At 48.6% G+C, this 24505-nt stretch carries 25 protein-coding genes; 19 read left to right on the top strand and 6 right to left on the bottom strand.

The genetic code is table 11. The annotated features are described in order from the left end of the window. The first annotated feature begins 138 nt into the window (after positions 1-138). The 5 genes from rlmN to HMPREF2700_RS02490 are packed head-to-tail and all read left to right on the top strand — an operon-like array spanning position 139 to position 5022. Positions 139-1227: a dual-specificity RNA methyltransferase RlmN gene (gene rlmN, locus HMPREF2700_RS02470; protein ID WP_003683577.1), complete on the top strand. Its 1089-nt coding sequence runs from the start codon at positions 139-141 to the stop codon at positions 1225-1227. Between the two features lie 8 nt (positions 1228-1235). Further along, positions 1236-1991, top strand: coding sequence for a type IV pilus biogenesis/stability protein PilW (pilW, locus tag HMPREF2700_RS02475; protein WP_070589753.1), 756 nt, complete (start codon positions 1236-1238; stop codon positions 1989-1991). Continuing rightward, positions 1992-2876 carry a helix-turn-helix domain-containing protein gene (locus HMPREF2700_RS02480; RefSeq protein ID WP_070589755.1) on the top strand — a complete coding sequence of 295 codons (885 nt, stop codon included), beginning with the start codon at positions 1992-1994 and terminating at the stop codon, positions 2874-2876. A gap of 1 nt (position 2877) precedes the next feature. Beyond that, the gene (ispG, locus tag HMPREF2700_RS02485) at positions 2878-4143 is read left to right on the top strand and encodes a flavodoxin-dependent (E)-4-hydroxy-3-methylbut-2-enyl-diphosphate synthase (protein ID WP_070589757.1); all 1266 of its coding nucleotides are present in this window, start codon (positions 2878-2880) and stop codon (positions 4141-4143) included. Positions 4144-4176: 33 nt separating this feature from the next. Next, entirely contained in the window at positions 4177-5022 is an 846-nt protein-coding gene (locus tag HMPREF2700_RS02490) for a DUF817 domain-containing protein (RefSeq protein ID WP_070589759.1), read from the top strand. Positions 5023-5082: 60 nt separating this feature from the next. Here the strand turns inward: HMPREF2700_RS02490 and HMPREF2700_RS02495 are convergent, their stop codons facing one another. Together HMPREF2700_RS02495 and HMPREF2700_RS02500 are read right to left on the bottom strand one after the other, a co-directional pair. Further along, positions 5083-6624 carry an L-lactate MFS transporter gene (locus HMPREF2700_RS02495; RefSeq protein ID WP_070589761.1) on the bottom strand — a complete coding sequence of 514 codons (1542 nt, stop codon included), beginning with the start codon at positions 6622-6624 and terminating at the stop codon, positions 5083-5085. 223 nt (positions 6625-6847) lie between these two features. Continuing rightward, a complete protein-coding gene (locus tag HMPREF2700_RS02500) occupies positions 6848-7429 on the bottom strand; it encodes a superoxide dismutase (RefSeq protein WP_070589763.1) in 582 nt (193 codons plus the stop codon). 154 nt (positions 7430-7583) lie between these two features. On the opposite strand from HMPREF2700_RS02500, the gene dnaB reads away from it, so the two are divergent. The 6 genes from dnaB (at position 7584) to HMPREF2700_RS02530 (ending at position 12419) form a co-directional block, all read left to right on the top strand. Next, positions 7584-8990 carry a replicative DNA helicase gene (gene dnaB, locus HMPREF2700_RS02505; RefSeq protein WP_070589766.1) on the top strand — a complete coding sequence of 469 codons (1407 nt, stop codon included), beginning with the start codon at positions 7584-7586 and terminating at the stop codon, positions 8988-8990. Positions 8991-9147: 157 nt separating this feature from the next. Next, positions 9148-9813, top strand: a complete 666-nt coding sequence (locus HMPREF2700_RS02510) for a GspH/FimT family pseudopilin (protein ID WP_070589905.1) — start codon at positions 9148-9150, stop codon at positions 9811-9813. A 15-nt stretch (positions 9814-9828) separates the two neighbouring features. Beyond that, positions 9829-10476, top strand: coding sequence for a type IV pilus modification protein PilV (pilV, locus tag HMPREF2700_RS02515; RefSeq protein ID WP_210389848.1), 648 nt, complete (start codon positions 9829-9831; stop codon positions 10474-10476). Positions 10477-10478: 2 nt separating this feature from the next. Next, positions 10479-11402, top strand: coding sequence for a PilW family protein (locus HMPREF2700_RS02520; RefSeq protein ID WP_070589770.1), 924 nt, complete (start codon positions 10479-10481; stop codon positions 11400-11402). Next, entirely contained in the window at positions 11381-11926 is a 546-nt protein-coding gene (locus HMPREF2700_RS02525; protein ID WP_070589772.1) for a pilus assembly PilX family protein, read from the top strand. The genes HMPREF2700_RS02520 and HMPREF2700_RS02525 overlap by 22 nt, the downstream gene beginning before the upstream one ends. A 4-nt stretch (positions 11927-11930) precedes the next feature. After that, a complete protein-coding gene (locus HMPREF2700_RS02530; RefSeq protein WP_070589774.1) occupies positions 11931-12419 on the top strand; it encodes a PilX family type IV pilin in 489 nt (162 codons plus the stop codon). 52 nt (positions 12420-12471) lie between these two features. Here HMPREF2700_RS02530 and HMPREF2700_RS02535 read toward each other — a convergent pair whose 3' ends face one another. Continuing rightward, on the bottom strand, positions 12472-13092 hold the full coding sequence (locus tag HMPREF2700_RS02535; RefSeq protein WP_003747047.1) for a Smr/MutS family protein: 621 nt from the start codon (positions 13090-13092) through the stop codon (positions 12472-12474). Between the two features lie 136 nt (positions 13093-13228). Between HMPREF2700_RS02535 and HMPREF2700_RS02540 the strand changes: the two genes are divergently transcribed. The 6 genes from HMPREF2700_RS02540 (at position 13229) to mutL (ending at position 19618) form a co-directional block, all read left to right on the top strand. After that, a complete protein-coding gene (locus HMPREF2700_RS02540; protein ID WP_070589776.1) occupies positions 13229-13606 on the top strand; it encodes a hypothetical protein in 378 nt (125 codons plus the stop codon). Positions 13607-13741: 135 nt separating this feature from the next. Next, on the top strand, positions 13742-15217 hold the full coding sequence (gene trpE / locus HMPREF2700_RS02545; protein WP_070589778.1) for an anthranilate synthase component I: 1476 nt from the start codon (positions 13742-13744) through the stop codon (positions 15215-15217). Between the two features lie 43 nt (positions 15218-15260). Then, on the top strand, positions 15261-15830 hold the full coding sequence (locus tag HMPREF2700_RS02550) for an RNA 2'-phosphotransferase (protein ID WP_070589780.1): 570 nt from the start codon (positions 15261-15263) through the stop codon (positions 15828-15830). Between the two features lie 83 nt (positions 15831-15913). Then, positions 15914-17050, top strand: coding sequence for a 5-(carboxyamino)imidazole ribonucleotide synthase (locus tag HMPREF2700_RS02555; RefSeq protein WP_070589782.1), 1137 nt, complete (start codon positions 15914-15916; stop codon positions 17048-17050). 71 nt (positions 17051-17121) lie between these two features. Beyond that, positions 17122-17604 (top strand): GNAT family N-acetyltransferase, encoded by a 483-nt coding sequence (locus HMPREF2700_RS02560; RefSeq protein ID WP_070589784.1) that lies wholly within the window; start codon positions 17122-17124, stop codon positions 17602-17604. Between the two features lie 37 nt (positions 17605-17641). After that, positions 17642-19618: a DNA mismatch repair endonuclease MutL gene (gene mutL / locus HMPREF2700_RS02565; RefSeq protein ID WP_070589786.1), complete on the top strand. Its 1977-nt coding sequence runs from the start codon at positions 17642-17644 to the stop codon at positions 19616-19618. Positions 19619-19675: 57 nt separating this feature from the next. On the opposite strand, the gene kdsA is transcribed toward mutL, so the two are convergent. The 3 genes from kdsA to HMPREF2700_RS02580 all read right to left on the bottom strand — a co-directional run bounded on the left by kdsA (position 19676) and on the right by HMPREF2700_RS02580 (position 22596). Continuing rightward, positions 19676-20518 carry a 3-deoxy-8-phosphooctulonate synthase gene (gene kdsA / locus HMPREF2700_RS02570; RefSeq protein ID WP_070589788.1) on the bottom strand — a complete coding sequence of 281 codons (843 nt, stop codon included), beginning with the start codon at positions 20516-20518 and terminating at the stop codon, positions 19676-19678. Positions 20519-20592: 74 nt separating this feature from the next. Then, positions 20593-20976, bottom strand: a complete 384-nt coding sequence (gene panD / locus HMPREF2700_RS02575; RefSeq protein WP_003678944.1) for an aspartate 1-decarboxylase — start codon at positions 20974-20976, stop codon at positions 20593-20595. A gap of 78 nt (positions 20977-21054) precedes the next feature. Next, positions 21055-22596: a YdgA family protein gene (locus HMPREF2700_RS02580; RefSeq protein WP_070589790.1), complete on the bottom strand. Its 1542-nt coding sequence runs from the start codon at positions 22594-22596 to the stop codon at positions 21055-21057. Positions 22597-22771: 175 nt separating this feature from the next. Between HMPREF2700_RS02580 and HMPREF2700_RS02585 the strand changes: the two genes are divergently transcribed. Both HMPREF2700_RS02585 and trpD read left to right on the top strand, forming a co-directional pair. Beyond that, positions 22772-23362 (top strand): aminodeoxychorismate/anthranilate synthase component II, encoded by a 591-nt coding sequence (locus HMPREF2700_RS02585; protein WP_070589792.1) that lies wholly within the window; start codon positions 22772-22774, stop codon positions 23360-23362. 88 nt (positions 23363-23450) lie between these two features. Then, positions 23451-24500: an anthranilate phosphoribosyltransferase gene (gene trpD, locus HMPREF2700_RS02590; protein ID WP_070589794.1), complete on the top strand. Its 1050-nt coding sequence runs from the start codon at positions 23451-23453 to the stop codon at positions 24498-24500. Positions 24501-24505: the final 5 nt, after the last annotated feature.

Genomic DNA, 24505 nt, shown 5'->3' on the forward strand with positions numbered 1-24505 from the left:
CCGATTCTATATCGGACGGCAAAACTGCTTTGTATGTCCTATAAATTAAAGGCCGTCTGAAAATCCAAAGGCTATTAAAGCAAAGCTGCACAATAAGCCCCTTTGCTTTAAAAGCTTTACTGAGAAACATAAAAATACATGAAAACCAATCTACTGAATTATGATTTAAACGGACTGACGCAACACTTTGCCGAAATGGGCGAAAAACCTTTTCGTGCCAAGCAAGTAATGCGTTGGATGCATCAAGCCGGTGCACAGAACTTTGAAGAAATGACTGACTTGGCCAAATCATTGCGCGCCAAGTTGAATGAACAAGCCACAATCGAAGTGCCTAAATTAATGATGGCACAAGAATCTACTGATGGTACACGCAAATGGTTGCTGGATGTCGGTACGGGCAACGGTGTAGAAACCGTTTTCATTCCCGAGGCCGAACGCGGAACTTTGTGTATCTCTTCCCAAGTCGGTTGCGCATTGGAATGCACCTTCTGCTCTACCGGACGACAAGGTTTCAACCGCAACCTGACTGCCGCTGAAATTATCGGCCAGCTTTGGTGGGCCAATAAAGCCATGGGCGTTACCCCAAAAAACGAACGCGTTATCTCCAACGTGGTGATGATGGGCATGGGCGAACCCATGGCAAACTTTGACAATGTTGTTACTGCCTTGAGCATTATGCTGGATGATCACGGCTACGGCTTGAGCCGTCGCCGCGTGACCGTTTCCACTTCAGGTATGGTTCCACAAATGGACAGACTGCGTGATGCAATGCCTGTTGCTTTGGCCGTGTCGTTACACGCATCTAACGATGAAGTGCGTGATCAGATTGTTCCACTCAACAAAAAATACCCGCTCAAAGAATTGATGGCGGCCTGTCAACGTTATTTGGTCAAAGCACCCCGTGACTTTATTACCTTTGAATACGTTATGCTCGACGGTATCAACGATAAAGCACAACATGCGCGTGAATTGATTGAATTGGTTAAAGACGTACCATGCAAATTCAATCTGATTCCGTTCAATCCTTTCCCAAATTCCGGCTACGAACGTTCTACCAATGAAAATATCCGTGTCTTCCGCGATATTCTGCAACAAGCCGGCTTTGTCGTTACTGTCCGCAAAACCCGCGGCGACGATATCGATGCCGCTTGCGGACAACTGGCCGGACAAGTACAAGATAAAACACGCCGCCAACAAAAATGGCAACAGATTTTGGTCGAACAATAAGGTCAATTATGAAATTCAAGTTCGGATTCGCATTACTTACCGCACTGACTCTTTCAGCCTGCGCTTCCTCTTCCGGCCCAAGCCCTAAAGAACGTGCCATTCAAGTTTCTAATATCAAAACCCAACTGGCTGTGGAATATATGCGCGGCCAAAACTACCGCCAAGCTACCGAAAGTATCGAAGAGGCGCTTAAGTCCAATTCAAAAAATGACCTTGCTTGGTTGGTACGCGCCGAGATTTATCAGTATTTGAAGGTCAAAGACAAAGCCCAGGAAAGCTTTCTTAAAGCGTTGTCTTTAAAACCTGATAGCGCAGAAGTCAACAACAACTACGGTTGGTTCTTGTGCAATCAAATGAATGCACCAGCAGAATCTTTGGCTTATTTTGACAAAGCACTGGCTGACCCAACCTACCCAAGCCCCTTTATTGCCAACATGAATAAAGGCATTTGCAGTGCAAGGTTAGGCCAATACTCTTTAGCGCAAGCCTATTTGGAAAGGTCTTTAGCAGCGAATCCGCAATTCTTCCCTGCTTTCAAAGAACTTGCCCGAACCAAAATGATGGCAGGCAATCTGAACGATGCCGACTATTATTTCCGTCAATACCAAAGCAAAGTTGATGTCCTACAGGCTGACGATTTGCTTTTAGGCTGGCGTTTGGCTACCGCCTTGGGCAATAAACACGCCGCATACGAATACGAAGCCCAACTTAGGGCAAACTTCCCCTATTCAGACGAACTACAAACTGTCACAACGGGCCACTAAATGGAAAATAACGAAAAAATCAACTACGACACACAAGCCGCCAAAACATTGGGGGATGAATTACGCAAACACAGAACTGATGCCAAAATTGATATTCAAGATGTTGCTTCACGTTTGAAACTGTCTGCCGAACAAATTGATGCTTTGGAAAAAGGGGAATATTCAGGCTTTCCCGGTTTAGTCTTTGTTTCAGGCTATCTGCGTTCATATGCACGATTTTTGAAAATCGACGAACAAACCATCGCCAAACATTTGCTCTCCATTACTCCGCAACTTGAAGACCATGTATACGCGGTAACACGCAGTGCCAACACCGGCTTAAGCTACCAAAACACTGAAAAGCAAGGTTTCCCAAAATGGATATTGGGGATAGCCGCACTGGCTTTGGCTGTAGGCGGTGTTTACTTTTGGCAAAGCAAATCCAGTTTTGAAAACGAACAGGCAAATATTCAAAACAGCAAAGATGTTGCTGATACGATGAAAACGCCTGCCTTAAAAACGGATAATGTTGCCGTTAGCGAAATGACGGAAGACGGCAAAAAAGAAATAACCAATAAGCCTGAAGTGACTAATGATCAAGCTGCCTCAGCAGCTTCCGCCGTCGTACAAGAAGAGAAGCCTGCCGTCAAAGTTGAGAAAGACGAACTTTGGATTAAAGTTCAATACCGAAGCAATCTGATCATTACAGACAAAGATGGAAAAGTAGTATTCAGCCGTATCGTTCCGGCCGGAAGCGAACAACGTCTGAGAGGCGGCGCGCCTTACAATGTTTGGATCGGTATTGCAGCCGGCTCGGAAGCCAATTACGGCGGCACACCTATCGAACCTTTGAAATACCGTGTTGCCGGTGAAAGATCCGCCTCTTTTGTTGCAGGAAAAAACTAAAATGACCACACCTAAACGCCGTCAGACACATCAAGTCAAAATTGACCACCTCATCATCGGCTCCGATGCACCCGTTCTTGTCCAATCCATGACCAATACGGATACGGCAGATGCCGCAGCAACTGCCCAACAGGTCAAAGAATTGAGCGATGCCGGCTCGGAAATGGTCCGCATTACGGTCAATACTCCTGAAGCGGCTTCCAAAGTAGCTGAAATCCGCAGCCGCTTAGACGATATGGGCTACACCACTCCCCTGATTGGTGATTTCCATTTTAATGGCGAACGCTTATTGGCCGAATTTCCTGAGTGCGGTAAAGCCTTGGCCAAATATCGGATTAACCCGGGCAATGTCGGCAAAGGTGCAAAAGGCGATGAAAAATTTGCCTTTATGATTCGTACTGCCGCAGAAAACAATAAAGCCGTACGCATCGGTGTGAACTGGGGTTCGCTTGATCAAAGCCTTGCCAAGCGCATGATGGATGCCAACTTAGCTTCTGCCACACCAAAACTGCCTGAAGAAATCATGAAAGAGGCTTTGATTGTTTCGGCGCTGGAATCGGCAGAAAAAGCCGTAGCCTTGGGCTTGCCTGAAGACAAAATCATTTTGTCGTGCAAGGTCAGCGCCGTACAAGACTTGATTCAGGTTTACCGCGAATTAGGCAGCCGTTGCCGTTACCCGCTCCATCTCGGTCTGACCGAGGCGGGAATGGGCAGCAAGGGCATTGTGGCCTCCACCGCAGCTTTGGCCGTATTGTTGCAAGAAGGCATCGGCGACACCATTCGAATTTCCCTCACGCCCGAACCCGGTTCCCCACGCACACAAGAAGTCATTGTTGGTCAGGAAATCCTACAAACCATGGGCTTGCGCTCCTTTACGCCAATGGTTACAGCCTGCCCGGGTTGCGGCCGTACCACCAGTACCGTATTCCAAGAGTTGGCTCAAGACGTACAAAACTATTTACGCCAAAAAATGGCTGTTTGGCGCACTGAATATCCAGGCGTTGAATCATTGAACGTCGCCGTAATGGGTTGCGTGGTAAATGGTCCGGGCGAGAGCAAACTTGCCGATATCGGTATCAGCCTGCCAGGTACAGGCGAAACTCCGGTTGCGCCAGTTTATGTAGACGGCGAACGAAAAGTTACCCTCAAAGGCGACAATATCGCTGCCGAGTTTTTACAAATCGTTGAAGATTATGTCAAAACCAACTATTGTGAGGGTGGCGCAAAACATAAGCAAAACCGTGTCATTCCGATTCAATCTGCCTAAAACATTTTTAAGATAAAGAGGCCGTCTGAAAATATGTTGGGTAAACTGGATACTTGGCTGACTGAGCATCCCAAACGCAAGGATTTGCATGGTTGGCGACGCTTTATCGTTGAATTTTGGTTTTTTGGTTTGAAAGAAGCACGAGCCTGCTTATTTGCAGGCTTGTTTTTCATTGCCATGTTCCTCGTTCCGAAAACAGGCTGGTTGGGAATTTCGCGCTACGACCTACTGCTGATTTTTGCTGTCTCCGTACAAGCAGCCATGCTGTATTTCAAGTTGGAAACTTGGGATGAAGTGAAATCGATTACGCTGTTTCACTTGGTAGGCTTTGCTTTAGAGTGGTTCAAGACATCAGGCGATATCCAATCTTGGAGCTATCCGGATGAGGCTTATACCAAAATTGGCGGCGTACCGCTGTTTGCGGGCTTTATGTATGCTGCAGTCGGCAGCTATATCATTCAAGCATGGCGGCTGTTTGACCTCAAAATCAAAAGCCATCCGCCATATTGGTTGGGCACTTTGTGTGCACTGGCGATTTATATCAATTTCTTCACCCATCATTATATCGGCGACTATCGCTGGTATCTCGCTGCTTTTGCTCTCGGCCTATACGCCCGGACAACGGTCTTATACACGCCCTATGACACCACTCGCAAAATGCCGCTCCTGCTCGCTTTCGTCCTGATCGGATTTTTTATTTGGCTGGCGGAAAATTTGGGAACCCTATTCGGCGTTTGGCGCTATCCAAACCAAATCGGCGCGTGGGCATCAGTACACATCAGCAAATGGAGTTCATGGGCATTACTAGTAATGATGACTTTTACCATCGTTGCGAATTTAAAACACATCAAACATACCATCAGCGTATCAAAAGATTAATTGTTCAACATGTGAAAAAAGGCCGTCTGAAACTTTCAGACGGCCTTTAATTTTCAACAATCAATTAAACAAACTTAAGGCTTTAACAAACACCATAATGACACCATAGCCCAAAGGGATGCAGACCAAAGCCCAGCGCCACCATACGCCGATACCGCCCGCTGATACTTTCTTGCTGATCAGATAGGCATCGGACACAGCGGTTTCATCATCGGGATTGCCGCTATGTGCCGCGACCTTAATGTCTTTTTCGTGATGCTTTTTGTGAACCGAACGGACGCTCAAATTACACAACAAACCGACAATCAACAAACCTGCCATGATGTACATGGTAATGCTATAAGCCTCAGCAGCTGGAACGCCGCTTTCAATTTGACTTTGGCGGATATAGTTGACCAACACCGGGCCAATAACAGCCGCAGTTGACCATGCCAGCAAAATCCTGCCGTGGATTGCACCAACTTGATAAGTGCCGAACAAATCCTTCAGATACGCTGGAATCGCTGCAAAACCGCCGCCATACATGGAAATGATGACGCAAAACCCAATAACAAACAAAGCCTTGTTACCACTCGCGCCAATCGACGGAATGGCAAAATACAACAGCGAGCCTAGTACAAAGAAAATGGTATAAGTATTTTTACGCCCGATTTTGTCGGACACGCTGGACCACAAAAATCGGCCGCCCATATTAAACAGGCTCAACAGACTCACAAAACCTGCCGCCGCACCCGCGCCAATGGCAGCCTGTTTACCGACAGAAGTTTCAGAAAACAGCTCCTGAATCATGACAGAAGCCTGACCCAAAACGCCGATACCGGCCGTCACATTCAAGCACAACACCCAAAACAAGAGCCAAAATTGTGGCGTCTTCATGGCTTCGGAAACATTGACGTGATTGCTGCTGACCAATTTGCTTTTGATTTTCGGCGCAACATAACCTTTAGGTTTCCAGCCATCGGCAGGTATGCGGATGGTAAATGCACCAAACATCATCAATACCAAATAAAAAATGCCCAAAACAACAAACGTCTGTACTACGCCAACCGAAGTTTCACTGGAGAAAAAATTCATCAGCGACACGGATAAAGGCGAGGCCAACATCGCGCCGCCGCCAAAACCCATAATCGCCAAACCTGTCGCCATACCCGGTTTATCGGGAAACCATTTCATCAGCGTCGATACAGGCCCGATATAGCCCAAGCCCAAACCAACCCCCCCAATCACACCGTTGCCTAAATAAAGCAAAAACAGATTGTGCGTATGAACGCCGATCGCCGACACAAAAAAGCCCAAGCTAAAGCAGCAGGCTGCAACAAACATCGCCTTACGCGGCCCAACGCGTTCCATCCATGTACCGAACATAGCCGCTGACGCACCCAACATCGCCAAGGCAATACTGAAAATCCAACCAACCGTGGTCAGTTTCCAATCTCCTGCAGCCGACTCAGTGATACCGATAAGTTTGGTCAGCGGCGCATTGAACACGGAATAAGCGTATATCTGCCCGATGGCAAGATGCACGGCCAAAGCGGCGGGCGGTACCAGCCAACGATTAAAGCCAGGTTTGGCAATGGTCGCCTCACGGTCTAGAAATTTCATAAAATCCTCTTGTGTATGTGTGTCAAACGCTGATTCCATATCATGCGGAATCAGAAAATTGTTGACAATATTTTAGCATAATCTCCCGTTTATCCTTTTTTCTGCTCCATGATAATTTTGCGTATCAGACAGAAAAAACATTCATCTAAACCATTTCTTCACGCCCATATCGATAAAAAGGCCGTCTGAAAAATTTTCAGACGGCCTTTTCATTCATATCGTTTTATGCGGCGAAGCGTTTGGCAACTTCATCCCAGTTAACGATTTCCCAGAAACCTTTCAGGTAGTTAGGACGACTGTTGCGGTAGTCGATGTAGTAGGCGTGTTCCCATACGTCGCAAGTTAACAGCGGAGTGTTTTCAGTAGTCAGCAGAGTATCTGCATTGGAAGTAGAAACCAGATCCAATTCACCGGCAGGCGTTTTCACCAACCATGCCCAACCTGAGCCGAAAGTACCGGCTGCGCAAGCATTAAACGCTTCTTGGAATTTCTCGAAGCTGCCCCATTTGGCGTCGATGGCCGCAGCCAATTCGCCGGCAGGTTTGCCTTGACCTTTAGGGGTAAAGCCCAGCCAGTAGAAAGTGTGGTTCCAAGTTTGGGCAGCGTTGTTGAACATACTGCCGGAAGATTTTTTCACGATTTCTTCCAAAGGCATTTCTTCAAACTCAGTACCTTTGATTTGATTGTTCAAATTGGTGATGTAAGTTTGATGGTGTTTGCCGTAGTGGAACTCCAAAGTTTCTTTGGTCAGATGAGGGGACAACGCATCCAGTTCATAAGGCAATTGTGGCAGCTTGTGTTCCATTTTTATGCTCCTAATTATTGATATTTATATTTTGGTAGTGTGTGTTGTCAAATCGACAACATGGCTATTTTACCTGCTTTAGCCTAAACAAACCAATTGAACTTACACTGCGCTATAATAGTAGATTGCAATTTTCCAGCCAGAGATGCCCGTCATGAGCAATTATTCCGATATGCCATCTGAAGACCGTGAAATCAGCGCATTGTCACTGCCGCCACATTCCACAGAAGCGGAGCAATCCGTATTGGGCGGCCTGATGCTGGAAAATTCTGCTTGGGACCGTATTGCCGATGTTGTTTCCGGCGAGGATTTCTACCGCCACGAACACCGCCTGATTTTTCGTGCGATTGCCAATCTGATTAATGAAAGCCGTCCTGCCGACGTCATTACCGTTCAAGAAAGTTTGGAACGCAATGAAGAGTTGGAAGCGGCAGGCGGATTCAACTATCTGATTACGCTGGCGCAAAATACGCCGTCTGCTGCCAATATCCGCCGCTACGCCGAAATCGTGCGTGAGCGTTCCATCATGCGCCAGCTTGCCGAAGTCGGTACAGAAATTGCACGCAGCGCATACAATCCGCAAGGGCGTGATGCAGGCCAGCTTTTGGACGAGGCAGAAAACAAAGTATTCCAAATCGCCGAAAGTACCGCCAAATCCAAACAAGGCTTCCTTGAGATGCCCGACCTTTTGAAAGAAGTGGTCGAGCGCATCGATATGCTTTATTCGCGCGACAATCCTGATGAGGTAACCGGCATATCGACAGGTTTTATCGACCTCGACAAAAAAACATCAGGCCTTCAACCGGGCGATTTGATTATCGTGGCGGGCCGTCCGTCTATGGGTAAAACCGCCTTTTCGATCAACATCGCAGAACACGTTGCCGTAGAGGGCAAACTGCCTGTCGCCGTATTTTCGATGGAGATGGGCGGTGCGCAGCTGGTTATGCGTATGCTGAGTTCAGTCGGACGTTTAGACCAAAGCGTTTTAAAAACCGGCAGATTGCAAGACGAACACTGGGGCCGTCTGAACGAAGCAGTTGTTAAACTCTCCGATGCACCAATGTATATCGATGAAACTCCAGGCTTGACCGCGCTCGAACTCCGCGCCCGCGCCCGTCGTCTTGCTCGCCAGTTCAACGGTAAATTGGGCTTGATCGTCATCGACTACCTGCAATTAATGTCAGGCTCCGGCCGTTCTGACAACCGTGCTTCCGAGCTTGGCGAAATTTCGCGCTCCCTCAAAGCATTGGCTAAAGAGTTGCAAGTTCCCATCATTGCCCTGTCGCAGTTGAGCCGTACAGTTGAGCAGCGTACCGACAAACGCCCGATGATGTCCGATTTGCGTGAATCCGGCGCAATCGAACAAGATGCCGACTTGATTATGTTCATGTATCGTGATGAATACTACAACTCAGAATCACCCGCAAAAGGCTTGGCGGAATGTATTATCGGCAAACACCGTAACGGTCCAGTCGGGAAAGTATTCCTCACTTGGATGGGTCAATTTACCAAATTTGATAATGCCGCCTATGTTCCAGAATCCATGTTGATGGAAGATTGAGACAGATTGTCTGAAAAACTAACCGAATTTCATATTTCATTAGTCACGCATTACAAAATCGTTTAAAATAAATCTAATAAAAGCAAAAGCATTGCCGCAGGCAAGTGCAAAAGAGAAAACGTCAGTTACCCAACACATTACTACCAAAAAATCACTCATGTATCAGACACAAAAAGGCTTCACCCTAATTGAGTTGCTGATTGTCATTACTATTGCAGCAGTAATGGCCGTCATCGCACTTCCCAATATGAATCAATGGATTGCCTCCAGACATGCAGCATCGCAAGCAGAGCAAATTGCCAATCTGCTGCGCTTCGCTCGTAATGAGGCCGTCCGTCTAAATCTTCCCGTTTACATCTGCCCGGTCAAAATCAAATCTGATGGTTCGCCCAATAATGGTTGTAATTCCAAATATGCCGGTAATGGTATGTTGGCCTACGCCGATAAGAACGAAGACTTACGCTATCAAAACGATACCGTCGATTTATCCATCCGCTCCATTATTCTTAATGGGGATACCGACAAAGTGGAATACAGCTTCGACTATATCCCTATCAGCAATGACCGTTCTGCCCTCTCTGCTTCAGCTTCAAAAGAAGTCTGGTGGAGATTCCTGCCCAATGGTACATTTAGCCATTCAACTGATGGCAAGGATTATCAATTTTCAGACGGCCACATCAAAATCAGCCTGACAGATAAATCTGCCACCGATGCTGAAACCAAGAAAGCCCGTGCTACCGTACTTTTAATTAATGGCAATGGGCATGTCGAAATCTGTGCCAAAAACGATGAGCGCAAAATGTGCGAATACACTTCCAAATAATAACAACGGTATCTTATGAACATTACTAATCCTACTCATCTCAGATCATTTAAAGGCCGTCTGAAAACCAGCCCAACAAGCTTTACCCCAAAACTTCAATCAGGTATGACCCTGATTGAAGTTTTGATTGCCATGTTTGTCCTTGCTATCGGCGTACTCGCCCTGCTGGCTGTTCAATTGCGTACCGTATCCAACGTACGTGAGTCTGAAAATCAAACCACAGTCGCCCAAATTACACAAAATCTGATTGAAGGCATGCTCATTAATCCGACGCTTTCTGAAGAAACCGATACTGCAGGGGAAAAAACCTCCCGTTATAAAAAATCCTATGATGCCTACCTAAAATCCGACTCTAAACAAACTGCAAAATTTGAAGCCAAAATGACCAAAGCCCAACTTGCACAGGCTCAAATTGCACAGTTTAAAACCGATTTAGCTAAAGCTCTCCCCGAAGCCCAAGTCTTCTCAACCATCTGCAAAGATTCTTCCGGAGCAGAGCCGACTTACGAAAATGGGTTTAACGCAAAATGCGATGGCAAAGGCGATACAACCATCGTGAAAGTTTTATGGTTACAAGATGTTGAAGAAGAAAATAGCGCAAAACATCTCAACACATCGGGGCATCACGTTGTCTATACCTACCAATCACGCGTAAGAGACTAATAATGAACAATAAACGCTTACTCAACCATATTACCAATAAAACCGCCATTCGTGGTTTTAGCATCCTTGAATTTCTGGTTGCCAGCCTACTCAGCATGATCGTCTTAATGGCTGTCAGCTCCACTTACTTTACTGCGCGCGGATTAAACAAGTCTGCCAACGCCCGTATCGGTATCCAACAAGACTTGCGCAACGCCGCCAATATGATCGTCCGCGATGCGCGTATGGCAGGTAATTTCGGCTGCTTCAATATGGCGAATTTTCCTGCCTCTGCAGTGATAGAAGACAAAAGCTTAAATGAATACACATTGAAAACAGCCGATGTGAATAATCTGTTACCGGTTAAAGAAATCAATTTAAGCTATCCCGGCTTTAAAAAAGCCCTGCTGTTTCAATACGGTATTGACAAGAAAAATCCTGTTGCAAAAACCGCCATTGCCAGCAGTTGCTTCGGAATTGCCAAACCTCACACAGAAATTAAAGATTTGGCTGCGGCAAAATCGGCTTTGAAAATTACCGACTCTGATCAAAACGGCAGTATCGCCATCATGAAACATGAAATGATTGCTTATGCCGTTGGTACGCTTGACAAAGAGAACGGCTTATTCCGTTTCCAATTGTCTGATAATGGCTCATGGAGTAATCCACAGCTGCTAATTAAAGGCATTACAAGCATGGATCTTCATTATATCTATGCAGAATGTCCTGATTCTGAAAATGCATCAGCAAGTGGAGCAAATGCGGAAACCTTTAAGTATGCAGATCAATTGGATACCTCAATTGAGGCTAAGTCTCCGGCTTCTATCCAAATCGTACTGAATAACGGCAGTATTGACCCATCAAAAGAACAAGACAATAAAGTCGATATCTATAATATTAATGCCACCATCCGCGGAGGAAACGTATGCGCCGACCGATCACTCTAATCAAACCTGACCGGCAGCAGGGTTATGCTTTGTTTATCGTCTTAATGATGATGGTCGTCATCGCCCTGCTCGTGGTCACAGCCACCCAATCCTACAATACTGAACAGCGTATCAGCACCAATGATGCCGACCGCAAACTGGCAACCACCCTAGCCGAAGCGGCACTGCGTGAAGGTGAAAATCAAATTTTTGATATTGAAGGTAAAAAGACTACTTTTACCGCAAAATGTGAAAAAGGTTTATGTTCCACACCAAACGTAAAATCCAATGGCGATTTTACTGAAGAAGGCAACCCAACCGTAGATGCTTGGAAGCGCAAATGCGACAAAAGCCTATGTATTGACGCCAATGGTATGGAATATCCTTTAGATAAAAAAAGCGGCATCGCGAACAATCCACGCTACATCATCGAATATTTAGGTAAAACGACAGAGGGTCGAATTACCTACCGCGTTACCGCCAAGGCATGGGGTAAGAATGCCAATACCCAAGTCGTTCTTCAGTCTTACGTTGCCAGCGAATAATATAATGAATACCACCTCTACCAAACAACTAGGCTTTACGCTGGTTGAGATGATGATTGCCGTTGCCATCTTAGCCATCCTGAGCGTCATTGCTATTCCGTCTTACAACCACTACATTGAACGCGGCTACCAATCACAAGCGCATGCCGAGTTAGTTGCCATCAATTCTGCTTTTAAAAATAAGATGGTTAAAAATCCAAATTGGGAAACTAAAAGGATTGAAAAAGAATTAGGTACATTTATTGCCTCATACAAAGGCCATAAAGATTTGGCAGACAAATACCAATACTCTGATGAAATGATTAATGCCAGTACAAGCCGAGCCTATCGTTTGAAAGCCATTCCCACAAAAACAGGCTATACCCTTTCCGTTTGGATGGATAGTTTGGGCAATGCTTACAAATGCACTGATATTGATTCTGCCAATAAATTCAAAACCGCAATGACCAATGGAAAAGGTTGCGAATCGGTTTCCAAAAAGAAAGCTTCTTAGTCTGACAACCATAAAAAAGCAGTGTCATTTTATCGACACTGCTTTTTATATTTTACTGTTTCCAATCATCGTCTCGGCGTTGGCGTTTCAACAAAATCCTGACTGCGCCATCATTGCCTTGTCGAGGCTCGACATAAGCCAACACATCAGGATGCTGCATCAACCAGCGGCGCGTCATATTTTTTAAAACCGGTTTATAGCCTGAAGAACCCAAGCCGCTACCGTGGACAATTTCGCCGCAAACGCCGCGTTTTTTCGTAAACTCAATAAACTCGTTCAATACCTGCTGCGCTTCTTCCTGCGTATAGCCATGCAAATCCACATCCGCCACAACAGGATAATGGCCGTTTCGCAAACGCATCAAATCATTTTTACCCTGCCCGTTTTTACTGAACGAAGCCGGCGGTTCTTCCCAGCCGCCGCTGCCCACATAAAAATAATCTTCCTGCTCCAAAGTCGCCATTTCTTTAGGTCGCGGCTTAATCGGAGATTTATCACGGGGCTGTTCATAATAGTTGCCGGCATTTTTTAACGGCGTAACCTTACCAACCGCCTTGCTGAAATCCACATCCTCTACCTGCTTTTTAGCCTTCGCTTCAGCTTCCCGCTCCACGGCTTCCTTTTTCGCCTGTTTGCCCAAAGCCTTCAGCGTTTCTTGAAAGTTTGCCGTCATGGTTTGTCCTTTCCAAAAAATTGATTGCGCACATTATAGCAAACCCGACTACAAGGCCGTCTGAAAGACTCTTATCATCGCTTCTTGTTTAGGGTATAGTATTAAAGCATTGCCAGTCTTAAAAAAGAGAGAAATCATGTTTAAACGCCCGGAAGAAATCATCGTCTTGATACTTGCCCTATTATGGGTCGGACTCAGCTACTACTTTGCCGCCATCCTGATTTCAGATGCCTACACCATTCTCCTGATTACCGTACTGACTTTCGTTTGGGCGGTCATCTGTTTCCTTTTATGGCAACGCAACTTAAGCCGTCATATTTGGCCGCTGTTCCTCGGCAGCCTGGTTGCCTGCTGGTGGCCGTACTTCACTTGGCTTGCAAGCGATGTTCCCGAAGGTACATGGTATTCAGGCTGGACATTCAAATCCATTATTGCCCTGATTCCCGTTGTTGCCGCTTATGTCTTCAAGTGGAAACAAAGCCGGAAAAACAAAATCTCCAATACCATTGCCTGATACCTCGCGCCGTCTTTTTCAGACGGCGTTTTCCATATCTGACATAACGCTCAGACTGTCAACAATCCCAATAAAATGCTATACTCTTCACACGATTTAACACCCTAAAACAGGCCGTCTGAAAGACTTATCAAGATGATCAGCAAACAAGAATACCAAGCCCAAGCCGCACAAGGTTACAACCGCATTCCACTCGTTCAAGAGCTGCTTGCCGACTTGGACACACCGCTCTCAATCTACCTCAAACTTGCCAACAAGCCTTTCACCTACCTGCTCGAATCCGTTGTCGGTGGCGAACGCTTTGGCCGCTATTCCTTTATCGGCCTGCCTTGCAGCCACTATCTCAAAACCAGCGGCAAACATGTCGATGTGTATCAAAACGGCGAAATCGTCGAACAACACGACGGCAATCCCCTGCCCTTTATCGAAGCCTTCCACAACCGCTTCAAAACGCCCGAAATCCCAAGCCTGCCGCGCTTTACCGGCGGCCTGGTCGGCTACTTCGGTTATGAAACCATCTACAATTTCGAACATTTTGCCCACCGCCTGAAACATACGGCCAAAGCCGATCCGCTCGGTACGCCCGACATCCTCCTGATGCTCTCGCAAGAGCTTGCCGTAGTGGATAACCTAAGCGGCAAAATCTACCTGATTGTTTATGCCGATCCGTCTCAAGCCAACGGCTACGAACGCGCACGCGAACGTCTTGAAGACATCCGTACCCAGCTACGCCAAAGTTGCGCCATCCCGCTTTCCCTCGGCAGCAAACAAACCCAAGCAGTCAGCGAATTTGGAGAAGAACCTTTCAAAGCCTGCGTCAACAAAATCAAAGACTACATCTTTGCAGGCGACTGCATGCAGGTTGTCCCCAGCCAACGCATGAGTATGGAATTTACCGACAATCCGCTTGCCCTCTACCGCGCCCTGCGTACGCTGAACCCATCGCCGTATATGTTCTACTACGATTTCGGCGATTTCCATATTGTCGGCTCCTCCCCCGAAATCCTCGTCCGCCGCGAACGCGACGATGTCATCGTCCGCCCTATCGCTGGCACGCGCCTGCGCGGCAAAACACCAGCCGAAGACCTTGCCAACGAACAAGACCTGCTGAGCGATGCCAAAGAAATTGCCGAACACGTCATGTTGATTGACTTAGGACGCAACGACGTCGGCCGCATCAGTAAAACCGGCGAAGTCAAAGTTACCGACAAAATGGTGATTGAAAAATATTCCCATGTGATGCACATCGTCTCCAACGTCGAAGGCCGTCTGAAAGATGGTATGACCAACATGGACATCCTTGCCGCCACTTTCCCCGCAGGCACACTTTCCGGCGCACCCAAAGTCCGCGCCATGGAAATCATCGAAGAAGTCGAACCAAGCAAACGCGGCATCTACGGCGGAGCAGTCGGCGTATGGAGTTTCAACAACGACATGGACTTGGCCATTGCCATCCGCACTGCCGTGATCAAAAACAATACCCTCTTCGTCCAAAGCGGCGCAGGCGTAGTTGCCGACTCCGACCCAACCTCCGAATGGCAGGAAACCCAAAACAAAGCCCGCGCAGTAATACGCGCAGCGCAAATGGTGCAAGAAGGGCTGGATAAATAATTTTTAGACGGCCTGCGCTCTGAAATGACTGAACAACAAGATTATGATATTAAACGAAAAACAACTAAAATCCATCAGCAAATTCCTCAGCTTTATCTTACGCCATCATCCCGAGCAAATCGGTATTACTTTGGATAAAGACGGCTGGGTGGATATTGATACCCTACTGACGCAGGTAAACCATCCTGATCGAGGCTTTACAGGTAATCCGTTGACCTACGAAGTATTGCTGGAAGTGGTCGAAAACAACGATAAAAAACGATTTACGATTTCCGAAGACGGCAAACGCATCCGCGCGGCGCAAGGTCATTCGACGGCACAAGTTCAGGTTGAACACAAAGTGGCGACACCTCCTCAAATTTTGTATCACGGTACGGCTGAGCGCTCTGTTCCGTCTATATTGGAACAAGGCCTGCATTCTGCCTCGCGCCATTTTGTCCATCTGTCTGACGATGCTGCAACAGCCGTCAACGTCGGCTCCCGACACGGCAAGCCGGTTGTATTGACCATCGACACTGTCGCCATGCTTACGGCAGGACATCAATTTTATTTGGCGGACAATGGCGTATGGTTAACTGAAAACGTTCCGCCGCAATTTATCGGCAAACTTTAAAACATCAGGCCGTCTGAAGCCGTAAAACCATGTTCAGACGGCCTGCAAACACCCTACCCAATTTCTTCATAAAGCGATTATCCATGAACACATCCCCCATCCTCCCTCCTGCTATGCTCGGCATTCTTGGCGGCGGACAATTAGGCAGAATGTTTACTGTTGCTGCCAAAACCATGGGCTACAAAGTAACCGTACTCGATCCCGACCCGAATGCGCCGGCAGCGGAATTTGCCGACTGCCATTTATGCGCGCCATTTGATGATGAAGCAGCTTTGGAAGAATTGGCAAAATGCGCGGCAGTTACGACCGAGTTTGAAAACGTCAATGCCGACGCGATGCGTTTTCTCGCCAAACATACCAATGTTTCCCCCAGCGGCGACTGCGTTGCCATCGCTCAAAACCGCATTCAGGAAAAGGCATGGATACGCAAAGCAGGCCTGCAAACCGCGCCGTATCAAGCAGTTTGCAAAGCCGAAGACATCACTGAAGAAAGCGTACAATTTCTGCCCGGCATCCTGAAAACTGCCACTTTGGGCTACGACGGCAAAGGCCAAATCCGCGTAAAAACATTGGATGAACTCAAAGCCGCATTTGCTGAACACGGCGGCGTGGATTGCGTTTTAGAAAAAATGGTGGACTTGCGCGGCGAAATTTCCGTTATCGTATGCCGTCTGAACAATGACAACGTGCAAACTTTCGACCCTGCCGAAAACATTCACGAAAACGGTATCCTCGCCTACTCCATCGTCCCTGCGCGTCTGAGTGCCGACATTCAGCAACAGGCGCGACAAATGGCGCAGCGTTTGGCCGATGAATTGAACTACGTCGGCGTATTGGCGGTAGAAATGTTTGTTGTCGGCGATACACATGAATTGGTCGTCAACGAAATCGCACCGCGTCCGCACAATTCCGGCCACCATACCATCGATGCCTGCGCGGCAGACCAATTCCAGCAACAAGTCCGCCTGATGTGCAACCTGCCTCCGGCTGATACCAAATTACTGAGCTCTTGCTGTATGGCGAATATTTTGGGCGACGTTTGGAAGGAAGATGGCGGCGAACCCGAATGGCTGCCATTGCAAAGCAACCCGAATGCACATCTGCATCTTTACGGTAAAAAAGCCGCGCGCAAAGGCCGAAAAATGGGCCACTTTACTGTCTTGGCCAACGATGCGGACAACGCGTTTCAAACCGCACAAACCTTACATCAAAGCCTGTAACCTTACCCACTTTTTCAGACGGCCTTTAATTGCCAAAGGCCGTCTGAAATCAATTTTTCCGACTATCCGCCATGAGCCTTCTGACCCTCCTCCGTCCGGCAACTGAAAAAGACTGCCAAGCCATACACAACGCCCATCTGCATGCCGTTCAATACGCCTGCATCCGCAGTTACGATGAAACCATTATGCACACATGGGAAAGTCTGCTCGACATCAACAGCTATTTGGAAACCATCTCCGACAAAAACAAAGCCTTGTGGGTGGTCGAATACAAGGGGCTGATTCAAGGTTTCTTCCAAGTCGATTTCAAAGAAGCGCAACTGGACGCCTTATACGTCCATCCGCTCTTCCACAATCTCGGCTTGGGTACGGCCCTGCTCAGCCGCGCCGAAGAAATGGCCCGAAATGCAGGCCTCAGCTTTCTCAAACTGTATGCCTCGCTCAATTCCGTGCCTTTCTATCGCCTCAACCGCTACGAATCGCTCGGTACTGCCGTGTTGCAGCTGAACAAAACCGTCCGCGTCGAATGCGAATTGATGCGCAAATACCTGTAATTTTCCCCTTCCTCCGTTGCTTTTTTGAAAGAAACCGATGTCCCGAATTGCCGCCCTGCCCGACCATCTTGTCAACCAAATCGCCGCCGGCGAAGTGGTCGAACGCCCTGCCAACGCCTTGAAAGAAATCGTTGAAAACAGTATCGATGCAGGCGCGACAGCGATTGATGTCGAGCTGGCCGGCGGCGGCATCCGCCTGATTCGCGTCAGCGACAACGGCAGCGGTATCCATCCAGACGACATCGAGCTTGCGCTCCACCGCCACGCCACCAGCAAAATCAAAACCTTAAACGATTTGGAACACGTTGCCAGCATGGGCTTTCGCGGTGAAGGTTTGGCCAGTATCGCCTCCGTCAGCCGTCTGACCCTGACCAGCCGTCAAGAAGACAGTTCGCATGCGACACAAGTCAAAGCCGAAGACGGCAAACTCAGCAGCCCTACGGCAGCCGCCCACCCCGTCGGCACCACCATCGAAGCCGCCGAACTCTTCTTCAACACTCCCGCGCGGCGCAAGTTCCTCAAATCCGAAAACACCGAATACGCCCACTGCGCCACCATGCTCGAACGCCTCGCGCTGGCGCATCCACACATTGCCTTCTCACTCAAACGCGACGGCAAACAAGTGTTCAAACTTCCTGCACAAAGCCTGCATGAACGTATTGCCGCCATTGTCGGCGATGATTTTCAGACGGCCTCATTGGAAATTGACAGCGGCAATGGCGCATTGCGGCTCTATGGCTCGATTGCCAAGCCGACTTTTGCCAAAGGCAAAACCGACAAACAATACTGCTTCGTCAACCATCGTTTTGTCCGCGACAAAGTCATGCTCCATGCCGTCAAACAGGCATACCGCGACGTATTGCACAACGCACTGACGCCTGCTTTCGTCCTCTTCCTCGACCTGCCACCCGAAGCCGTGGATGTCAACGTCCACCCGACCAAAACCGAAATCCGTTTCCGTGACAGCCAACAAGTACACCAACTCGTGTTCCACACGCTCAACAAAGCCCTTGCCGACACGCGCGCCGACTTGACCGAAAGCGTCAGCAACGCAGGCGAAGTGTTGCATGACATTACCGGCATTACTCCTGCCCCAATGCCGTCTGAAAACGACAGCGAAAATCTGTTTAATAGCGCATCCAACTACCCGACAGGCAGCAAACCCGATACACGCAATGCCTTTGGTTCATCAGGCAAAACCGCGCCTATGCCTTACCAAGCCGCGCGTGCGCCGCAACAACGCAGCTTATCCCTGCGCGAAAGCCGCGCAGCCATGAATACTTACGCCGAGCTCTACAAAAAAACCGACGACATCGACCTTGAGTTGAGCCAATTCGAGCAGGCACGTTTCGGCAATATGCCGTCTGAAATGCCTATCCCAAAAACAGATACGTCGCTTTCAGACGGCCTTTCCTCCCAATCCGAACTGCCTCCGCTCGGCTTTGCCATTGCCCAATTACTAGGCATCTACATCCTTGCCCAAGCCGAAGACAGCCTGTTGCTCATCGATATGCACGCTGCCGCCGAACGCGTCAACTACGAGAAAATGAAACGCCAACGTCAGGAAAACGGCAACCTGCAAAGCCAGCGCCTGCTTATTCCCGTAACCTTTGCCGCGTCCCACGAAGAATGCGCCGCCCTTGCCGATCATGCCGAAACGCTGGCAGGCTTCGGGCTGGAATTGTCCGACATGGGTGGCAATACCCTTGCCGTCCGCGCCGTCCCCGCCATGCTCGGCAAAGCCGACGTCGTTTCGCTGGCGAAAGACGTTTTGGGCGAACTCGTCCAAGTCGGCAGCAGCCAAACCATCGAAGAACACGAAAACCACATCCTCGCCACCATGTCCTGCCACGGCTCCGTCCGTGCCGGCCGCCAGCTTACCCTGCCGGAAATGAACGCCCTCCTGCGCGATATGGAAAATACGCCGCGCAGCAACCAGTGCAATCACGGCCGTCCGACTTGGGTCAAACTGACTTTAAAAGAATTAGATGCGTTGTTTTTACGCGGACAGTAACGCCGATAAAAAGGCCGTCTGAAACTATTTTCAGACGGCCTTTTAAATTATTTGCCTTTAACGAATATCCATAGGCGCAAACGATTTCACGGTTTCATCGATTGCTTTAACACGGGTCAGGAAGTCTTCCAATTGCGCAAGCGGCAATGCGCTTGGGCCATCGCATTTGGCTTGGTCGGGATTAGCATGGGATTCGAGGAACAAACCGGCCAATCGGGTTGCCATACCGGCAAGTGCCAAGTCCAATACTTGGGCGCGACGACCGCCTGATGCGGCAGCACCGGATTCGCGCGTTTGCAGGGAATGGGTTACGTCAAAAATAATGGGCAGGTTGTGACACGTTTTTTTCATCACACCAAAGCCGAGCATATCGACCACCAAGTTGTCGTAGCCGAAGTTTGCGCCGCGTTCGCACAAAATGATTTGCTCGTTGCCTGCTTCTTGGAATTTCTCCACAATGTTCTTCATTTGAGACGGGCTGAGGAATTGCGGTTTTTTGATGTTGATGACATTGCCGGTTTTCGCCATTGCCACCACCAAATCGGTTTGGCGTGCCAAGAAGGCAGGCAGCTGGATGACATCGCAGACTTCGGCAACCGGTTGGCATTGGTAAGGCTCGTGAACGTCGGTAATCACGGGAACGTCAAACTCGCGTTTCACCGCTTGAAAAATCTTCATACCTTCGTCCAAACCCACACCGCGGAACGAGTGGATGGAAGAGCGGTTTGCCTTGTCGAAAGAGGCTTTGAACACGTAAGGGATGCCGAGTTTATCGGTGACTTTAACGTATTGCTCACAGGCTTTCAGCGTAGAGTCGAGGTCTTCAAGGACATTGATGCCGCCGAAAAGGGTAAAGGGCGCATCGTTGCTGACGGTGATGTTGTTGATTTGGATATTCACGGCAAAGCCTTTCAGATAAGTTGAATTTGGGAAACAGGCCGTCTGAAACGTTTCAGACGGCCTTTATTTGAATATTACAACACTGTGTGCGGCGGCTCATAAGAAATCACGTCGCGGATTTTGTTGTTCTCATCAACGAGGACGACTTTCGGCTCATGCGCTGCAATTTCGGGTTCGGACAACATGACGTAAGACATGATAATCACGATGTCGCCTTTTTGAACCAAACGCGCGGCCGCACCATTGAGGCAAACGACGCCGCTTCCGCGTTCGCCGGGGATAGTGTAGGTTTCAAGACGTTCGCCGTTGTTATTGTTGACGATGGCGACTTTTTCGTTAACGCAAATACCTGCCGCATCCAGCAGGTCTTGGTCAACGGTAATGCTGCCGACGTAGTTCAGGTCGGCTTCGGTAACGGTGGCACGGTGGATTTTGCCGCCGAGCATGGTACGGAACATGGGTTTCCTTTTTGATTGTGGGTTGATTTGCGGTTTTAACTCCTGGGAAGCTAAAACCGCTGTTTGTGTGATTGAGGATTAGTTATTGGGAAAGTCTGCTTCGTCAAACTCGGGTTCCGGGTCGCTTTGCAGGACTTTTCCGTTTAATTTCAACTCGCTGTTTTGCAAAGTCAGATGGGTTTTGACATTATCGTCTTCTAAGGTCAGATATTTCTCACTTGCCATGCTTTTAATGGTGCTGTCTACCATCAGGCGCAAAGTCTCATTGATATCGTCGATGCTGGCACGGCCTGCGGCTTCATCTTCGGCATTGACGCTAAATAAGCTGCTTGCTTGATTGACGGCGAGCTGCTCCAACAATTTTTGCGGTACGCTCATGTTGAAGTCGGCTTCGGTTTTCTTCAGCATATCGCCCAAATTGTTGAGGTCTTTGGCTGCCAAACCTTTAAACGCGAGTTTGCCGCTGACATCGACATCGCCATAAGGCATGGTGAATTTGAAGGTTTTGACGTTTAAAACCGGATTGTTGGTAAACAGGCCTGAAGCCTCGTTTTTGGCCGTCTGAATCAAGGAAGCCTGGATTTCTTCTTCGCTCATTTTCTTCACGGACACTTCGGCAATTTTGTTTTTCAATGCCAGAAGTGATGCGGCATCCAAATGCTCGGCAGCGACATTGATGTCCAGAGGGCCGTATTTGTCTTCGCCATAAGTCAGGCTTTCAAATTGGAAGCGGCCTTCGCTGTTGATGAATTTATCGACTTCGCCGGTTTGGGTATCGAAACGCAGTTTGCTGACTTCGATTTTAGACGGAGCAATCGTGCCGGTCGGATTGATGAATGCACCGATTTGCAGGTTGGTCACAAGATTGACCAGTTCGTTCAACTTAACGTTGTAATCGATGTTTTCTTTCCATTGCAGCAGGAATTTATCCAGCGTAATGCTGCTCTTGCCCAAAGCAAGCTTGGTCAGGCCGTCTTCCGTTTCGGATTGGAAGCGCAGGTTTTCCAAAGACACATCGCCTTTATCGGCCAATTTGACTTGTAAAGACGGCGCAAGGTAATCGTGGCGATAGCTTTTGAAGCCTTGGCTGTAATCGGTATTGCCGCTAAAACCTTTCCAGTTGAGCTTGATACCGGAAAGCTCTTCATAGTCGAAGGCTGGGATATTGAGGCTGAGTTTGCCGTCGCCGGAAAGGTAAACCGTATTGGTCATGGTCAACGGTGTTTGCTGGCCGAAGAAGCGGTCCAAAACTTTTTTGGTTTCTGGATGGTATTGGAACTCGGTTTCCACGTGTGCACGCGTGCCGAAGCCGCCGGCAAACGGGCCGTGTGTCACATGGTTGATGACCGTAATCGGCTCTTGCAGGACGGTTTTCAAATTGTCCGGCAGGTATTTCTGCGTATTTTGAAACAGGGTCGGTTTGAGGCGGATGACGGTCGTCTCGGTTGAACTGAACCAGCCGCGATCGTATTGGTGGGACTCAACGGTCAGGAAACCGGATTCCTGCAACAGCTTTTGTTGCTCGGTCAGGCTTTCTTCCGCTTTGACACCAAGATAATAAGGCGTGCCGAGCACAGCGGCGACAACGACGGCGGCAGTCGGGATAAGATACTTTTTCATCACTTCAAACAGATTAGGTTCAAAGCGTAAAGCATAGCATTTTTTAGCTGTTTTGTCTTATCCGCCGTTTCAGACGGCCTTTAGGTAAAGATTGTGATATTATGCAAACATAAACGATTTTTACACTTTTGGCAGGCCTCCCACTGTCTGCCAAAATGTCATTAAAGGTTTGCAAATGCTTTTATTCATTGATAATTACGACAGCTTCACCTACAACATCGTCCAATACTTTGCCGAATTGGGGCAGGAAGTTTTGGTACGTTGCAACGATGAAATCACCATCGAAGAAATCGAAGCCCTGAAACCGCAATATCTGGTCATCGGCCCGGGCCCTTGTTCCCCTAAAGAAGCAGGCATTTCTGTTGCAGCCATGCAGCACTTTGCCGGCAGGCTGCCCATCATGGGCGTGTGCCTCGGCCATCAAACCATGGGCGAAGCGTTCGGCGGCAATGTCGTGCGCGCGCAAACAATGATGCACGGCAAAGTCTCCCCCGTTTTCCATCACGGCACAGGCATGTTTAAGGACCTGCCCAATCCGGTCAACTGCACGCGCTACCACAGCCTGGCCATCGACCGTGCCACCCTGCCCGACTGCCTCGAAATTACCGCATGGACGGAAGATGGCGAAATCATGGGCGTACGCCACAAAGAATATGCCGTCGAAGGCGTACAGTTCCACCCCGAAGCCCTGCTGACCGAACACGGCCACGATATGCTGAAAAACTTCTTGGAAGAATTCAAAGACTATCGCCCGCAAAAATCTTAATGAAAGGCCGTCTGAAATGTGTTTGACAGTGTTCAAACCACATTTTCAGACGGCCTGAATCACATCGGACACGAATAAAGGAAAAATCATGATTACCCCTCAACAAGCGATTGAACGCCTCATCAGCAACAACGAACTTTTCTACGATGAGATGACTGACCTCATGCGCCAAATCATGAGCGGACAAGTTCCGCCCGAGCAAATCGCCGCCATCCTGACCGGCCTGCGGATTAAAGTTGAAACCGTTTCCGAGATTACCGCCGCAGCCAGCGTAATGCGTGAATTTGCCACCAAAGTGCCGCTGGAAAACGCCGATGACTTGGTCGATATTGTCGGCACAGGCGGCGATGGTGCCAAAACCTTCAATATTTCCACGACTTCCATGTTTGTCGCGGCGGCAGCAGGCGCTAAAGTCGCCAAACACGGCGGACGCTCCGTTTCTTCATCCAGCGGCGCAGCCGATGTCATGGAACAAATGGGTGCCAACCTCAACCTCAACCCCGAACAGGTTGCCCAAAGCATTCAGCAAACCGGTATCGGCTTTATGTTCGCGCCCAACCATCACAGCGCCATGCGCTATGTTGCCCCTGTCCGCCGTTCGCTCGGCTTCCGCAGCATCTTCAATATCTTGGGCCCGCTGACCAATCCTGCCGGTGCGGCAAACCAACTCTTGGGCGTGTTCCACATCGACTTGTGCGGCATTCTTTCCCGTGTCTTGCAACAGCTTGGTTCCAAACATGTTTTGGTTGTGTGCGGCGAAGGCGGTTTGGATGAAATCACGCTGACAGGCAAAACCCGCGTTGCCGAACTGAAAGACGGCAAAATCACCGAATACGACATCAGCCCAGCCGATTTCGGCATGGAAGTCCGCCGCAATTTGGACGAAATCAAAGTCGAAAACGCGCAAGAATCCCTGCAAAAAATGAACGAAGTGTTGGACGGCAAAGCCGGTGCCGCACGCGATATCGTCGTCCTCAATGCCGCCGCCGCGCTCTATGCAGGAAATGTGGTTGCTTCGCTGGCAGATGGCGTCAAAGCCGCTCAAGAAGCCATCGACTCCGGCAAAGCCAAAGCCAAAAAAGACGAATTTATCGAATTTGGCAAACAGTTTGAGACCTTTGCAAAAATAGTCTGTTAACGAAA

Source organism: Neisseria sp. HMSC068C04, from assembly GCF_001810105.1.
Taxonomy (GTDB): Bacteria; Pseudomonadota; Gammaproteobacteria; order Burkholderiales; family Neisseriaceae; genus Neisseria; species Neisseria flavescens_B.